Below are 15752 nucleotides of genomic sequence, written 5' to 3' on the forward strand. Positions count from 1 at the left end.
ACATTTTACGGGTGCCTTTTACATTAGTGTAAAAATATATATTTTGATTTTATAAGACATACCGGACTAACCATCCGGGTAAAGCAGATTTTTTTGTTTAGGGTTCTCATAAACATTATTAAAAATACAACGTTGTATTATTTAATACAACGTTGTATAATATTCCTGAAAACGTTTTCTGATATTTGAAAAACATTTAAGGAGATAAATATAATGCTAAAAAACGCTACAAGTACTCCAGTTATCATTAGTACGGATCCGGGAATCGACGATGCCGTCGCAATTGCAATCGCAACTTCTGATTTGTCACTAGATGTTAAACTCATCTGTCCTATTTCTGGAAATGTCAGTCTGTCAAAGACAACTTTAAATACTCAAAAGCTGCTTACATTTTTTGATAAATCAATCCCAGTAGTTCCCGGTAGTCGTAAGCCATTGCTGAGGGCTGCAAAAGATGCCAGCGGTGTCCATGGTAAAACTGGAATGGATGGATATCCCTTTCCTGAGGTCAATCTACCGGTAGATAACAGTATGACTGCATCAGCTGCAATGCATAGTGTGGTAAACGATAGTACACAACCAGTTACTTTAATTGGGATTGGGCCCTTGACTGATATCGCGTTATTTATTCATGAGTATCCTGATGATCTCGCAAACATTGAAGAAGTTGTTTTAATGGGTGGGAGCTTAGGTCGTGGAAACTTTGGAGTTCTTTCAGAGTTCAACTTTGCGACGGATCCAGAAGCGGCAAAAATTGTGTTTACTAGTGGACTAAAGATACGAGTTGCTCCTATGGAAGTTGGCCGACAGGCAAAGATCATGCCAAATATCTCAGAGAAAATTAAGTCACTGGGGAAGGTTGGGGATATGTTCTACAAATTATTCTCCAAATACCGTGGAGGTAGCTTCAATAAAGGGTTGAATATGTATGATGCGTTAGCCGTTGCACTGGTACTAAGACCCGACCTATTTGAAGAAGTTGAAACACATATTGAAATTGAAACAACAGGTAGATATACCGCCGGTGCATCACTCATTGATCTTAAGGGCTATTTGGACTTGCCTAATAATGCGACTGTAGCCGTGAATGTTGACGCAGAGGGATTTGAAAAGTGGTTTGTCGAAGAAATTGCTAAGACAATTTAGCAAAATTAGGAGAGATTAAAATGAATACAATATTAGTCATTATTATTGGTTTAATCGCTGTGGGAATTCTGGTCTATATGTTATTAAAGAAAAATGACATTAAAATGACCTTACTTTCCCTTGGGTTGCTTTTAATGTATGTTGCTATTATTATGGGCAAAAAAGTTGTTGTCACAATGACAACTGGGGCAACCGCATTTGATCCGTTCCAGGCAATTGTCGACCAGTTTTCAAGTACATTAGTTGGACCTGGATTCGTTATCCTAATTCTGGGTGGATACAGTGCATACATGAGTCACATTGGTGCAAATCAAGTAACTGTGCATGCGCTGACTAAACCAATCTCAAAGATTAAATCGGTTTATATCTTGATTCCAATTGTTTTCTTAATTGGGAATTTGTTGTCCCTTGTTATTCCAAGCGCTTCAAATTTGGCAATTATTTTGTTAGCGACTTTATACCCAGTTCTGAGAACAGCTGGTATGTCGCGATTAAGCGCTGCGGCGATTATTGGAACATCTGCAACTATTATACCAACTCCATTGGGATCCGATAATGTTGCAATTGCTGCACAACTTCATATGCCTGTCACAGACTATGTATTTCAGCATCATGCAATTGTTTCAATTCCAACACTGTTGGCAATTGCCATAATTCATTACTTCTGGCAGAAACACGAAGATAAGCGTTCACCTGAGAAGTTGAGTTACACTGAAGAGCTCGCGCAAAATACTGATATTGATGAAAATACGCCAAGTGAAGGGGTAAGCTATACCGGCTTTAAGGGATTTGTATATGGATTATTACCACTTCTGCCAATCGTCTTACTGTTGGCTGTATTCTTTATGAATATTGCCATGGGGACAAAGCTTAATCTTAGCGTTCAAGTTGTAAGTATTATTAGTTTTATTGTTGCTGTGATTGTGGAACTCTTGTACAAAGCTAATTTTACGAATGTATTGAAAGAGACTAGTCATTTCTTTAATGGTATGGGAAGTGTTATGAGCATTGTGGCTTTGCTGGTATCTGCTCAGGTATTTGTTCAGGGATTAACGTCAATTGGAATTATTGACTTAGTTCAAAACTCAATGAAGAATATGAGTGGCTCAGGAATTATTCTACCGGTCATTATGGTTATCTTCACAGCTGTAATTGTTCTTTTGAGTGGGAGTGGGACGGCGCTTTTGTTCGCTATGATCCCATTGATTATTCCGTTGTCCAAGGCTGCAGGAATCGACCCAGTTGCATTGTCAGTTCCCATGCAACTTGCGGGTAACTTGCTCAGAGCCGTGTCACCCGTTGCCGCAGTAGTACTAATTGTTGCCGGCACAACTAAAGTTTCACCGGTTCAAATTGTTAAGCGAACTTCTGTCCCAATGGTATTTGGGGTATTGATGATGCTTGTCATGTCCCTGATGATTTTCCAATAAAATGATGAATAAAAATATAGCAGTTGATGTTAGTATGGAGCGTCGTCGTAGAGCATCTGGGGAGGATCTTGATAGCATCATGGATTTAGTTAGGGATGCTAAACGACAAATGATTCAAAATAATGTTTATCAATGGACCAAGGATTATCCTAATGAACAAATTGTCCGCTCTGATATTGAAAACGGATTGGTATGGTTTTATGGCCCGGGTTTAAAAGCTTGTGTTACAATAATTGAGCATGCGGATAAATGTCTCCTAAAGCGATTAATGGTGCGTTCAAGTATATCAGGTGAAGGATTAGCCCGGTATATGATTGATGATGTGATTACACGAACACGAGCGTCAGTAGTTGAAGTTACGACCAATCATACTAACCGGCCCATGATTCATTTACTGACAAGAGAACATTTTAATCCAGTTAACGAACTGATCATGAAAGAACGGTCAAAATTCGGTAAATTTATCACATTTCAAAAATATTTGTAGAACCTCTTAAAAAATACAGTTAAGGACGATAAGATGATGCATCATTCTCCCAAATACGTACAAGTTTACAATCAAATTTTGAAGATGATTAAACAAATGCAGTTTCCACCTGGTTCAAAGCTCCCATCAGAAGAAGTATTATCAACCGAGTTTGACGTGAGTCGGGTTACACTCAGGACAGCACTATCCTTGTTAAAGGAAGATGGCGTTATTCAGAGTGTTCATGGTCAAGGGCATTTTGTTACCCAAACTGATGAAGCCAATAATTATCAAGGAATTGAACTTCTTGACAGCCCTGTCGCCAAAAGTTTAAATATCGATATTACCGACCGTGAAGTTTACTATCACAATAATAAAAGTAGTGAGTTTACTGATAAGCTATTCGGGGTTCAAGATACAAACTACTTGACACTAAACATTTGGTATAAGAATCAGGATAAAAATATAGCTAATAATTTATCGATTCTTTTACCTGAAGTTGTCGAAGAATTTGGAGTGGATTTAGACAATAGGGATCAATTTATTCAATTCTTGGAAAAAGATATTTACGAGAAGGTTGTCAATTCCCGAATGACGATTGCAATATCAGATCGTCCTACTAACACTTTTAAAAGAAAATTTGTACGCAGTCCATCGTTGATATTGATGACTGAAGACTTATTTGAAGTTAATGGATCAATGATTGCTCAAAATAAGTACTATATTCCCTCAACGCTGTTTCGCACAACATTAATGAGGTATCCGGAGCAGGGAAGGAATTAAGGGGAGTTGAAAACGCCGATATAAAAAGGACCTATTTCTTTCGTAGTCAAGCATTAATGCTTGGACAACAAAGAATAAGGCCTTTTTTTATATATAATAACGGTTTCAAACCTGTGTTTATCTTAAAAGTACAGCATTACTTACTGTAATCAATATGCCTAAAAATTTGAAAGGACATGCTTATTAAATTGTCAGCATTATAACTGGCAATTTTTGATACTTTTTAGATTGGTCAATTGATGTTAACCTATTTGCTACCTTGAGTGTGTCCTGGATTTTCCACGGGGTCTTCTAAACCAAACCACCAATAATCATAGGTGTCGAAAAAGATTTTGATGCCATCAATTCTTAGGTTGTCAAAGTAATCTTGGTAAGCCACTTCATTCTTTCGGGGATAAGCAGTAAAGTCCTTAATCCCTTTGTTGGCTGCATCTTTAATTCCATAAATCCACCAGGATGAATTAAATAAAGCGGAGAATTCCACCGTGGGTTTTGGTTCATGAGTCTTCTGATTAAAGTTGTTTTGATATAAGCGGCGCTTATTAACAAAGCCAAAGATTTTTTCGTCAACGCTGCCAGCAGTTTCTTGCCATTTCTTTTCCACAATATAAACAGTATTAGTTTCCAAGTTAAAGAAGACTTCATCTGGTTTCCATTGCTTGTGATTAATGTTCTTTAGATGATAAAGATCCCACAGCCCATTGTAAAATTGGAATTGCTTGGTAATCAAGCCAATTGGCGTTTCTAAATTATCGTTGCGATAGATTTGATATGCTGTTGACGAGCTTTTAATAACTGGTTCCTTAAATTCATAGGGAAGTAAGGTATACTTGTCACTTAAGTCTCTTTGAATAAACGCTGCTAAATCGGTTTCTTTTTCAAATTCCAAGCCGCCCCGATTAGTGTTAGCGCCACCCTTTCCGCCTTTTTTCAAATAGAACACCTCGTTGTTCATTGTAATTGCTTCAATTATACGAATAATGAATGTTCTACACAATAGTAAAAAAGACTTACCTCGTTTAAAGGTAGGCCTTGATTTGATAAAAACGACTTAATAAGTTGTAATAATTAGTTCCCCCACATTGCCCCGTTTTTTAGCATTACTGTTTACAAAGCGTTTCGCTTGGACCTGGTGAAGTTTAAAAACTGGATCAGCATATAGCTGATGGACCAACTCCGTATCAGAATTACTCAGCATTACTTTGACGCCACGCTTAGCTAACGTTAAGGCTAAATCTCTGAGTTGCCTTTGTTGAACCTCACCAAAGCCTGTTTTTGTGTACGTGGTAAATGATGAAGTTAAGTTAACTGGTACATAGGGCGGATCAAAATAAACCAAATCATTTTGGACGGCATTTTGCACCGCAGATTGATAATCTCCAGTGGTAATCGTGATGCTATTATCATTTAGATATTGGGAAACGGTATCTAAACTCTCAGATAATAAATTCAAATTTTTATGGCTACCGTAGGGGACATTATTTTGACCATGAGAATTAACACGCCATAATCCGTTATAGCCGGCCTTATTTAGATAAATAAACCGAGCCGCTCTTTGAGTATTTGTCATTTTAACTAAGCGTTCATCACGGTCAGCACTGCGAATATTTAGATAATATTCTTTGCTGTCATTAGCCTGATGGACTTGCAGTGTTTGCTTTAAACCGTCTAAATTGTTTTTAACAACTTGCCAAGTGTTGGTGAGTTCTTCATTGAAATCATTTATACTGGCAACCTTTGGCGCTAAGCGTAAAAATAGTGCTCCCCCACCAACAAACGGTTCGTAGTAATGATTATAGCTCTCAGGCAAATAACTCACTAAGCTGGGAAGCAACTGGCGTTTTCCGCCGACCCACTTAATAAATGGCGAAAGGGCTCGACCATTCATCGCTTTTTCAAAGTCGAGGACCGTCATCTTAAGGGTCTTGGCGACTGCAGTTTTAATCTGTGGGGACCATGCATCTATCGGTTTTTGAGCGGTTGATGATAATGTAGTGTAAGGAATTTCGGAACCGGATGCTAATTGTTTTAATGTTAACCCATTTAATTTTGTGATTTCCTTTAAAGCTGCCATTGGATCCCCTTTTTTCGTATTTTATGATTTAATCTTATCATAAAATACGAAAACTCACAACGATATTTATTGCATTTGCTAAGGTTATTTTAGTTAAATTACGTAGTTAATATATATGGTAAATCCAAAATTGAAGTTGGTATTGCCGTTAACAGATAGTGCTGTTTGATATAGTACAAAGGAGCTTACAAATGTCTGAATTAAATGCATCAATTCTCAGTTACCCTCATCGAGGGCATTGGGGAGATAACACGTATCGAGGGAATTGTTCGGGGCATGTTATCAAAGATCTACTGGACACCTATCATCCTGATAATTTTATTGAAGTTTTTTCTGGAGGTGGTACCGGAGAAGATGTTGCGGCAGAGTACGGGTATAAAGATAGTATTCACCTTGATCTTAATAATGGATGGGATGCATTGAAAGATGATTTGCCAAGATCGTCCGATTTCATTTTTAGTCATCCTCCATATTGGTCGATAATTGACTACAATAAAGTCCGTGGAGAGTATACTGATACAGATCTTTCCTGCAATTCAAGTTATGAAGAATTTATTTTTAAGCTTGATCAAGTGAACGAAAAAATATATAACGCCTTGACTGTTGGTGGCAGACATGCCATATTAATTGGCGATGTTCGCAAAAAAGGTCATTATTATTCTATTGTTAAAGATATGACTTGGATTGGGGTGCTAGAAAGCCATCTTATAAAGCAGCAGTTTAATACCGAATCCTCTAAGTATCAATACAACGGCAAATTCATTCCAATTACCCATGAGCATTTACTAGTTTTCAAAAAGATAGGTGTTTGGCAGGTTGATGTTAAGTGGACGAGAGATGTTCACTATAATCTGCTAGAAATGAACCGAGTAACCTGGCGGGCTTTAGTTCAGTCTGCTATTCAAGAACTAGGCGGGCAGGCCACTTTAGCTCAGTTGTATGATATTTTAAAAGGATGTAAGCGCGCTGAAAGTGTTTCGGATTGGAAAGCGAAAATACGGAAAACACTCCGTGCTAGTGGATTTAAACGTGTCAAAAAAGGTACTTATACGTTAGATATTAGCTAGGTTGGGTCCTTTGAATTTGGTTGATGAGAATCTATAAGTTTCTCCATGTTCCTAATTTTTGCTGAATACTGTGTCAAACTGAGTTTAGTAGTTTGCGAAAAAGAATTCTCCTGTGATAAGGAATGGATTCCTCGTAAATTGGATAATGTATGCCAACACTTAGATGATTTCGATCAATTAAACTTAAAGCTAAAAGTCATTGAAAATGAGTGTTTTGCTATTTTCAAATGGCTTAATGGCAGCGTTTCTTTAGTGTATTCCCCACGTATGTGGGGGTGATCCCTAGGGCTTTTTACACCGTTGAAGCTAGATGCTGTATTCCCCACGTATGTGGGGGTGATCCTTCAAGTAGTTGTCGATAAGCCTACTGGTATCAGTATTCCCCACGTATGTGGGGGTGATCCCGTCCTTCTTGCGCATGTCATTAAGATTATCCGGTATTCCCCACGTATGTGGGGGTGATCCCTCAAAACTAATTTATGGGTGGCAAACTACGGTGTATTCCCCACGTATGTGGGGGTGATCCCAAGGGCNAAAAAGACCGTTTCACCGGTCATTGAGTTTGTGTATTCCCCACGTATGTGGAGGTGATCCCGTTATCTGATTCATTAGTTACTCTCCCTTTAGGTATTCCTCACGTATGTGAGGGTGATCCCATCCGTTCTGACCTCTTGGCCCACTATCTCACGTATTCCCCACGATCCTACAATTGGGGCCGTGAACTTCGCAGAAACCAAGTATTCCCCACGTATGTGGGGGTGATACAGTTAAAGAAGTTATGACCAACGGGGATTTAGGAGAACTTGGGTTAACATCTAAGCCCAAAGCGACCACAAGTACTAGTAAACGAACTGTTAGCTCAACCAAGAAGGCATCCAAATAGGATGTTTTTTTATTATGAGGATGAATTAGCATATAAATCCAAGCTAATAGGCACTATCATTATTACGTGCTATATTATCTTCGTAGAGAGTCAATCGCTGAGTGGCGTGGAAAACCACTCATCACTCTTCCCATCGTGTTGAACAGCGGATAGCCCAATCGGCTGACTATAAATTTATTTCAATAAATTTAATTTATCCGGCGGTGAATAGCCGGAACGGTCCTTTAGGGATTCGTTAGTAGACTGATTAATGATGAAAGAGCCACTTTTCGCTGCCCACACCGAATGGTTTTTCTTCATGCTGATGCAAGGAATGGAATCTTTTCGGCTAAAATGCTGGACTTCTTTAAAATTATTGGTAAACTTCAGTTGCTTATGAAAGGGCTACCAAAAGGAGGACCAGTCTATGAAACATCGTCAACATCATTCAAAACTGCTCATAGTTTTGGCGTTAATTGTGGCGGCTATGATTGGGGGCGGCGTCACAACTTGGTATTTCAAGAGTCAAGTTCAACCCCAAACTCAACAAACAAGCCAAGCGACCTTGCGAAAATCCGCTTCCCGTTCGTCAACTAAAGTTGCAAAAACTCCATCATCAACTCACATGGCGTCCACTACGAAAACTAGCCTACCGGCTAAGGGTTCCACTGTTCAATACGTTGATATTCTGGACAATCCGAAGTATTCATCGATCGCCAAGCAAGTTAAAATTTCATTTTCACTCTCTGAACCCGCTGGAAACGACATCGATAGTCGAATTGATATTCATGTCGACAACACCAGCGGCTATCCGGTCATGGTGGATATGAATGCTTTATCAATAGATACGTTAGCCGATACCAACATGCGAACCTATGCTAATAATACGAGTGGGGTTATTTATCCATCGGATAAGAATAACTCATACGTCACCACTAATGTCTTTTCCATGCAAGGCGACGTTTTTAATCCGGACCATTTCCCCGCCATTATCCGTTATTATGATCATGACAATTATAAAAACATCCCTATTGCCGTTAATTATCATATGGACGATCCCAATGGGGGTTCGACAAGTACCGTTCAGCAGGATGGTTACGCGATGATGCATCACTTTAAACACACCATTTATACACCGGAACTTAAATGGTCACCGCCGGCAACGGTCCAATTCTTTAAATCACATCGTTCGATGTGGGAGATGGCTAATCGATTTCAAGTTTATAACCCGGGGGAAAACCAACGGATTGGTGGTTGGACGAAATACGAGTAAAGAAAGGATGAAACATCATGACAGAAACAATCAAGGAACCACAAGCAACCATTCGACGCTTAGATTATGATCATTATTTAGATATGCGTGATGGTCAAGTTAAGAACTACCACCACAAGCGTCCAGAAACACGTAATCTCGAAGGGACCCGCAAAGGGATCGGTCACTTGCGGAAACTGATTACGCTTAATTTTACAGGGGACATTAGTAAAATTTGGTTGACTTGTGCTTACTTTTGAAGTTCACCAGTTTGTACCACTCGACGAGATTCAGTCATCGACAGATTTGGATCATAATGAGCTCAATCGGCTTCTAATTTCCACGGATATTGGTAATTTTATTAAGCGTCTAAAGTATCATTATGGAACGAAAAAGCATCCCTTAATTTTCCTGTGGTGGATTAACCCACGCCAAGATGGGACGACTGAAATTCAGCTTTTTAAGATACCACACTTTTTCCACTACCAAGTTTCATGACGTTGCGTTTTCAAAAATATGGGTTAAAGAACCAGTTTGTCGACACGATCCATTTCATGTCAATCAGATGCTTCTAACAACCAATCAGATTACTAGGGAACAGCGAATTAAATATTTATCTGGTGAGATGCGCTTATTCTCGGGTTCCCACCAGCTCATCCAGCCACGTTAAAGATATTAATGTGGCGAAGAGCAAGCCATTTCTGTATTCTCCACGGATCCTTTAACGTGACTATTTGCAGGCCTTTCTCGGACCTTTATTCATCGAGACCGTGTTATTATAAGCATTCAGCCAATGGTCCCAGCACGTTGATATAATCCCTACAAGTGAAACTTTAATATTCTTCATGATGTATTGCTCCTCATGATCACTGAAAAGCTGCCGGTGATTATGGGGAGCTTTTTAGTCACTTTATATAGATACTATCTATATGCTTATTAGTGCTTCAAAATACGAAGAAATTCAGTAAATATGAATTTAAGCAAGCACCAGAAATGAACCAACATCATTTTTGTCCAATTACATAGATATACGGTAATCTTTGACAGTATAGTAAATGATCCCCTTAGATCGAAACTGAATCCTCACAGGAATTGCGAAAAAAGATCAATGTTTATTATTGACAGCGCTTCCATAAAAAGATACTATGATTATGAAATAGATAGCATCAATCTACCGATGTTAATATCTAAATTTATTTGAGGAGATATCAATGATGAAAATTAAAGATTTTCAAACTTATATTGTTCCACCGCGCTGGCTGTTCTTAAAGGTTGAAACTGACGAAGGCATTTCCGGATGGGGCGAGCCTGTTATTGAAGGAAAGGCCGCAACTGTCGAAACTGCTGTTCATGAATTAATGAGCCAACTGATTGGTTCGGATCCACTAAAGATTGAGGATGCATGGGAAAAAATGTATCGTTCTGGATTCTATCGTGGCGGTCCGATCCTAATGAGTGCCATTGCCGGAATTGATCAAGCCCTCTGGGATATCAAAGGTAAGAAATTTAATACGCCTGTGTACCAATTGATGGGTGGTGCCGTTCGTGACTCAATTAAGGTTTATTCATGGGTTGGTGGCGATCGCCCAAGCAATGTTGGCCAAGCTGCTCTGGAGCGTAAAAAAGCAGGATTTACCGCAATCAAGATGAATGCTACCAATGAACTCCAAATGATTGATTCTTATGAAAAGATTGATGATGTGGTTGCTCGGGTTAAAGCCATCCGAGATGCCTGTGGGCCTTACTTTGGAATTGCAGTTGATTTCCATGGCCGAGTTCACAAACCGATGGCCAAAATTTTAGCCAAGGCACTGGAACCCTACAACCTAATGTTCATGGAAGAACCTGTTTTGCCACAAAATAACGAGGATCTGGGTAAGATTACCGAGCTTGTTAAGACGCCGGTTGCAACCGGTGAGCGGATGTTCTCACGTTGGGACTTCAAGCATTTACTTGAGAGTGGGAACGCGGATATTATCCAACCGGATTTATCCCATGCAGGTGGAATTACAGAATGCAAGAAGATCGCTTCAATGGCTGAATCATATGACGTTGCGGTTGCTTTTCATTGCCCGCTTGGACCGATCGCATTGGCAGCATGTCTCCAAGTTGATGCAACCGTATATAACGCAGTCATTCAGGAACAGAGCCTTGGAATCCACTACAACAAAACAAATGATCTCCTGGATTACGTTAAGAATCCGGAAGTCTTTCAATATGACAACGGATACGTCAAGATCCCGCAAGGACCGGGATTGGGTGTTGAAGTTAACGAAGAGCTGGTAAAAGAGAAGGCCAAGGAATCACATAATTGGCGCAATCCAGTATGGCGGCATGAAGATGGCACCATTTCTGAATGGTAAAAAACATGAGGTGAAAACTATGAAAAATATAATCACCATCGATACTGGTACCACCAATACAAGAGTTGTGTTGTGGCAACACGGAGATGTAACAGCGATGGCTAAGCAGCCGGTCGGTGTCCGTGATACTGCAATAACCGGAAGCAAAACGAAATTAAAGCAGGCAATTAAGCTTTGCATAGATTCCGTTTTGGCAGAACAACAGATTACTTCTACAGAAAACATTATTGCAGTTGCCTCGGGAATGATCACATCTAATTTAGGCTTAGTTGAAATTCCTCACTTAACAGCACCGGTTGGATTATCAGATCTTGCCGATGGGATGCAAAGTGTCACGATCCCTGACGTCTTTGATCAACCGATTTGGTTTATCCCGGGCGTCAAAAATAATGATCGTGATATTTCCCCGGAAACCATCCCAAATATGGATGTTGTCCGTGGTGAAGAAGTTGAGGCCATCGGTGCCATCAAAGCCCTCGGGATTGATGGACCAGCGCTGATCATTCTCCCAGGATCTCACACCAAAATGATGAAAATCAATGAACATGGCGAAATTGTCGGATCAATTACATCGATGACTGGTGAACTTCTGGACTTGTTAACTAAAGAGTCGATCCTAGCCGATTCAGTGGAATCACAGTTTGTTGATCAACTTGATCGGAATTCTCTAGTGTTGGGAGCGCGTACTGCCAAAGAGAACGGACTAGGGCGCACAGCATTTATTGTTAGATTGCTTGGAATGTACTCGGATTTCACAAGAAACCAACGAGCCAACTATCTTCTCGGTGCGGTACTTGAAAACGATATCCATGCCTTGGTCAATACCAAAGCATTCTCTCTTGAAGCTGACGAACCAATAGTCATTTTAGGCAAGCCGGGGCTACGAGATGCGTTGAAGATATTGATTCAAGCTGATGACAACTTAACCGAAAACGTGATTACAAAAGAAATAGCTAATTTAGCTGGCCGCGGTGCTATTGAGATCGCAGAACAGCGACAAATATTTGAACTTACAGGAGGAAAATAATATGAGAGTTGAAAACTATCCCAAATTAACGGTAATTATGCGCGGGTATACCTATGAGCAGGCAATGTTGATTATCAAAATTCTGAGTAATTATGATCACAAGCTTGCAGTGGAGGTTACCACCAATAACCCCGATCATTTGCAGGTTATCCGTGACGGAATCGCGCAATATGGCGACAAAGTATACATCGGTGTTGGAACGGTGTTAAACCTTCAGCACGCCAAAGAGGCCATTGCGGCAGGTGCCCAATTCATGCTTGGCCCACAACAGTTTACCGATGATATCTATGAATTGGCTAAAAACAAGCATGTTCTCACAATCCCTGGTGCCATGACACCAACGGAGGTGTACACACAATTTCAAAAGGGTGCTGACATTGTCAAAATTTTTCCTGCTGTCACTGTCGGTTCTGAAATGTTTAAGCAAGTTCAAGGACCACTGGGTAAGCGCCGTTTAATGGCTGTAGGTGGCATTAACTTAAAGAATGTCCAGGACTTTTTCTGGAATGGTGCCAGCTATGCAGGAGTTGGTTCAAACTTTTTCAATAAGCAGGATGTTCAGAGCTTGAATGAAGCTGGTCTTCGTGAATCTATCGAAAACTTTCTCAATATGATTAAACCAACAGAAGCTCAATATGCGAAATAAATCACATTAATGATTCAAAATCACTTTCTTCTGTTGAATCTCAACGAACAACCGTTGAAAGTGATTTTTAACGTATTGGAGGTACGTACACATGCCACTTATAATTGTCGCACTTGGTGTTTTTTTGCTGATATTATTGATTACAAAATTCAAGCTCAATACCTTTGTATCATTGGTTATCACGGCTTTCGTGGTTGGCTTATTCCTGGGAACTCCCTTGACCAAGCTGCCAACGATCATTACAACTGGAATTGGTGATCAACTTGGCGAACTTGCGATCATCTTTGGGATGGGTTCAATGATCGGTAAGCTGGTTTCGGACTCCGGTGGTGGTTACCGAATCGCCCACACGTTGATCTCCAAATTTGGTCGAAAACATATCCAAATTGCCGTTGTTCTGGCATCATTTATTGTTGGGCTAGCACTATTCTTCGAAGTCGGTTTGGTTGTTTTACTGCCAATTATCTTCATCATTGCCAGAGAAATCGACATGCCACTGATGTCCTTAGCGATTCCAATGGCGGCGACCTTGAATGTCATGCATGGGTTTATTCCACCCCACCCGGCACCAACTGCAATTTCTGGCATCTTTGGCGCAAATATTGGGCAGGTTATTATCTACGGTATTATTGTTGCGATTCCAACGGTTATTATTTCCGGACCAGTATTTAATCACTTCTTGCATAAACTGTATCCAAAGGTTTATCGAATTACGACAGAGATTCCAGCACTTGGTAAATTTAAAGAATTTAAGCTTGAAGAAACCCCTAAGTTTGGAATCAGTGTTTTGACCTCCATGATGCCCGTTATTCTAATTGGTGTTTCAACAATTTTTGAGTTTACTTTACCAAAGTCAAGTGGCTTGCTGAATGTTGTTAAATTCATCGGTAACCCTGATGTTGCCATGTTGATCTCGTTGATATTTGCCTTATTTACCATGGGGGTTCTTCAGAAGATTCCAATGAAGCAGGTCGGTAATACCCTTGAAGGCGCAATTAAGCAAATTTCAGTGATGTTATTTATCATTGCTGGTGGGGGTGCATTCAAACAGGTGTTGGTTGATGATGGCGTTGCCAGCTATGTATCAAATATTTTCATGGGTGTTCATATGTCACCATTAATTGCCGCTTGGCTAATTGCTGCTGTTCTTCGTGTCAGTTTGGGATCCTCAACTGTTTCCGCGTTAACGGCTGCAGGACTCGTTGGCCCAATGATCGCTTCAACTGGCGTCAACCCAGCCTTGATGGTCCTTGCAGTTGGTGCTGGAAGTGTCTTCGCCGATCACGTTAACGATGCCGGATTCTGGATGGTTAAAGAGTATTTTGGCCTCACTTTGAAGGAAACTTTCCTATCTTGGACGACATTAACAAGTGTTCTTGCGATTGCTGGATTGCTGTCGGTCCTTGCACTCTCGTTAGTCGTTTGATTAAGTTATATAAAAATGTAAACGGATACAATGGCCAACTATCAGCTGGTCATTGTTTTCTTTTTGGGTTATGATTCCTTTAAAGAGCATTGGGTTAACTAAGGAGAAAGTTATGGCAAAATTATCCGTTTATCAACAGACAGTCGATAAGTTACAAGCAAAAATTCTGAGCGGCGAATGGCAGCCGGGTCAGCGTCTGCCAACCATGAAACAATTGTCGAAACAAATGGGCGTCAGTATCACGTCAATGCGCGAGGCTCTGAAGTCAATGGAAAATCAAAATGTGATTAGCATCGAACATGGCCGGGGGATTTATGTCCGAAATGATCCAAATTCGGTGAATGCCATGGGGGACGTTAAAGTCAAAAGCTTGCCACTGTTATCATTACTTCAAGCTAGATTGCTGGTGGAACCCGAACAGGCATATTACTGTGCTCAGAACTCTGATCCAACCATTATTCAAAGGCTGCAGGATTTGTCTGAACGAATGGACAAGGAGATGCGCACTGGTGGAGATTTCTTGAACATTGATTTGGCATTTCACCAGTTGGTAGCTGAGGGGGCCAATCAACCAGCATTAGAAATCATGTTGAAGTCTTTGGAGAACTATCAGATTGAGAGTCGCGAGAAGACTAATACATTACCCAATATGCGGACCAAAGCCTCTTTGTACCATCAGCTCATTGCCACAGCGATTGCAACGCGGGATGCTGATGAGGCTAAGCGGTTGATGGGGATGCATATTCGGGCGATGATTGAGCCGTTACGGAGGATGGAAAAGCAGCCATAAATTTATTGAAGTTTTTTAGATAATTATGGTAGTTATCTCGGTTTGTAATTAATTAATAGATGAATTGTATGGATGGTGCAAATATCTTTATAAATGAAATCTTTGTGTAGTTTCTGATTGCGGATGTGTGGTCAACGGAGGGGCTATAAAACACTAAAACGTGGCGAAGAATATAAATTATTTTGTAAAAGACTGATCGAAAAGCTGGAGAAACAGAGGGCTATTTTCAGATATTGAACATGATGTTCATTTCTTGGTGAAGCACAAACTCCTAATCGAATTGATATATTTTTTAACTATTTGCAAAATGATGTTTAAATTCTGATGATTGTGGAGTGTAAAGATTATCTAAGATCAGTTTCAAAAGAAAAAATTTTAATTTTATAATGTTACAGAAAAACTACTAAGCTTAGAGGCGTA

General features: G+C 40.0%; 14 protein-coding genes and 1 CRISPR repeat array. Of the genes, 12 read left to right on the forward strand and 2 right to left on the reverse strand.

The window, feature by feature from the left end; all coding sequences use genetic code 11:
• The first annotated feature begins 213 nt into the window (after positions 1-213).
• Genes FC51_RS11675 through FC51_RS11690 form a run of 4 tightly spaced genes read left to right on the forward strand, consistent with a single transcriptional unit; the run spans position 214 to position 3825 of the window.
• Positions 214-1146, forward strand: coding sequence for a nucleoside hydrolase (locus tag FC51_RS11675; RefSeq protein WP_057911357.1), 933 nt, complete (start codon positions 214-216; stop codon positions 1144-1146).
• Between the two features lie 20 nt (positions 1147-1166).
• Positions 1167-2576, forward strand: coding sequence for a C4-dicarboxylate transporter DcuC (gene dcuC / locus FC51_RS11680; protein ID WP_057911358.1), 1410 nt, complete (start codon positions 1167-1169; stop codon positions 2574-2576).
• A gap of 1 nt (position 2577) precedes the next feature.
• Positions 2578-3063: a hypothetical protein gene (locus FC51_RS11685; RefSeq protein ID WP_057911359.1), complete on the forward strand. Its 486-nt coding sequence runs from the start codon at positions 2578-2580 to the stop codon at positions 3061-3063.
• Positions 3064-3099: 36 nt separating this feature from the next.
• Positions 3100-3825 (forward strand): winged helix-turn-helix domain-containing protein, encoded by a 726-nt coding sequence (locus FC51_RS11690; RefSeq protein ID WP_057911360.1) that lies wholly within the window; start codon positions 3100-3102, stop codon positions 3823-3825.
• Between the two features lie 247 nt (positions 3826-4072).
• Here FC51_RS11690 and FC51_RS11695 read toward each other — a convergent pair whose 3' ends face one another.
• Together FC51_RS11695 and FC51_RS11700 are read right to left on the reverse strand one after the other, a co-directional pair.
• Positions 4073-4759 (reverse strand): PD-(D/E)XK nuclease superfamily protein, encoded by a 687-nt coding sequence (locus tag FC51_RS11695; RefSeq protein WP_099046988.1) that lies wholly within the window; start codon positions 4757-4759, stop codon positions 4073-4075.
• A gap of 117 nt (positions 4760-4876) precedes the next feature.
• Entirely contained in the window at positions 4877-5899 is a 1023-nt protein-coding gene (locus tag FC51_RS11700) for a DNA adenine methylase (protein ID WP_099046965.1), read from the reverse strand.
• Positions 5900-6090: 191 nt separating this feature from the next.
• On the opposite strand from FC51_RS11700, the gene FC51_RS11705 reads away from it, so the two are divergent.
• The 8 genes from FC51_RS11705 (at position 6091) to FC51_RS11745 (ending at position 15332) form a co-directional block, all read left to right on the forward strand.
• The gene (locus FC51_RS11705) at positions 6091-6966 is read left to right on the forward strand and encodes a class I SAM-dependent methyltransferase (protein ID WP_057911362.1); all 876 of its coding nucleotides are present in this window, start codon (positions 6091-6093) and stop codon (positions 6964-6966) included.
• A 254-nt stretch (positions 6967-7220) separates the two neighbouring features.
• Positions 7221-7493: a CRISPR direct-repeat array (repeat unit 29 nt; unit sequence GTATTCCCCACGTATGTGGGGGTGATCCC).
• A gap of 762 nt (positions 7494-8255) precedes the next feature.
• Positions 8256-9101 (forward strand): hypothetical protein, encoded by an 846-nt coding sequence (locus FC51_RS11710; protein ID WP_057911363.1) that lies wholly within the window; start codon positions 8256-8258, stop codon positions 9099-9101.
• A gap of 17 nt (positions 9102-9118) precedes the next feature.
• Positions 9119-9340, forward strand: coding sequence for a hypothetical protein (locus tag FC51_RS11715; RefSeq protein ID WP_057911364.1), 222 nt, complete (start codon positions 9119-9121; stop codon positions 9338-9340).
• 954 nt (positions 9341-10294) lie between these two features.
• On the forward strand, positions 10295-11443 hold the full coding sequence (dgoD, locus tag FC51_RS11725) for a galactonate dehydratase (protein ID WP_057911366.1): 1149 nt from the start codon (positions 10295-10297) through the stop codon (positions 11441-11443).
• Positions 11421-12470 carry a 2-dehydro-3-deoxygalactonokinase gene (locus tag FC51_RS11730; protein WP_162261247.1) on the forward strand — a complete coding sequence of 350 codons (1050 nt, stop codon included), beginning with the start codon at positions 11421-11423 and terminating at the stop codon, positions 12468-12470. The genes dgoD and FC51_RS11730 overlap by 23 nt, the downstream gene beginning before the upstream one ends.
• Before the next feature lies 1 nt (position 12471).
• Entirely contained in the window at positions 12472-13116 is a 645-nt protein-coding gene (locus FC51_RS11735; protein WP_057911368.1) for a bifunctional 4-hydroxy-2-oxoglutarate aldolase/2-dehydro-3-deoxy-phosphogluconate aldolase, read from the forward strand.
• A gap of 91 nt (positions 13117-13207) precedes the next feature.
• The gene (locus FC51_RS11740; RefSeq protein ID WP_057911369.1) at positions 13208-14542 is read left to right on the forward strand and encodes a gluconate:H+ symporter; all 1335 of its coding nucleotides are present in this window, start codon (positions 13208-13210) and stop codon (positions 14540-14542) included.
• Between the two features lie 112 nt (positions 14543-14654).
• Complete coding sequence (locus tag FC51_RS11745; RefSeq protein ID WP_057911370.1) at positions 14655-15332, forward strand: FadR/GntR family transcriptional regulator; 678 nt, start codon at positions 14655-14657, stop codon at positions 15330-15332.
• Positions 15333-15752 lie beyond the last annotated feature (420 nt).

The organism is Lentilactobacillus parabuchneri DSM 5707 = NBRC 107865, from assembly GCF_001435315.1.
GTDB lineage: Bacteria > Bacillota > Bacilli > Lactobacillales > Lactobacillaceae > Lentilactobacillus > Lentilactobacillus parabuchneri.

Coding starts and splice junctions, on each gene's coding strand:
- dgoD (WP_057911366.1), top strand. CDS start 10,295: ATGAAAATTAAAGATTTTCAAACTTATATTGTTCCACCGCGCTGGCTG.
- FC51_RS11675 (WP_057911357.1), top strand. CDS start 214: ATGCTAAAAAACGCTACAAGTACTCCAGTTATCATTAGTACGGATCCG.
- FC51_RS11710 (WP_057911363.1), top strand. CDS start 8,256: ATGAAACATCGTCAACATCATTCAAAACTGCTCATAGTTTTGGCGTTA.
- FC51_RS11730 (WP_162261247.1), top strand. CDS start 11,421: ATGGCACCATTTCTGAATGGTAAAAAACATGAGGTGAAAACTATGAAA.
- FC51_RS11685 (WP_057911359.1), top strand. CDS start 2,578: ATGATGAATAAAAATATAGCAGTTGATGTTAGTATGGAGCGTCGTCGT.
- FC51_RS11690 (WP_057911360.1), top strand. CDS start 3,100: ATGCATCATTCTCCCAAATACGTACAAGTTTACAATCAAATTTTGAAG.
- dcuC (WP_057911358.1), top strand. CDS start 1,167: ATGAATACAATATTAGTCATTATTATTGGTTTAATCGCTGTGGGAATT.
- FC51_RS11700 (WP_099046965.1), bottom strand. CDS start 5,899: ATGGCAGCTTTAAAGGAAATCACAAAATTAAATGGGTTAACATTAAAA.
- FC51_RS11705 (WP_057911362.1), top strand. CDS start 6,091: ATGTCTGAATTAAATGCATCAATTCTCAGTTACCCTCATCGAGGGCAT.
- FC51_RS11745 (WP_057911370.1), top strand. CDS start 14,655: ATGGCAAAATTATCCGTTTATCAACAGACAGTCGATAAGTTACAAGCA.
- FC51_RS11740 (WP_057911369.1), top strand. CDS start 13,208: ATGCCACTTATAATTGTCGCACTTGGTGTTTTTTTGCTGATATTATTG.
- FC51_RS11715 (WP_057911364.1), top strand. CDS start 9,119: ATGACAGAAACAATCAAGGAACCACAAGCAACCATTCGACGCTTAGAT.
- FC51_RS11735 (WP_057911368.1), top strand. CDS start 12,472: ATGAGAGTTGAAAACTATCCCAAATTAACGGTAATTATGCGCGGGTAT.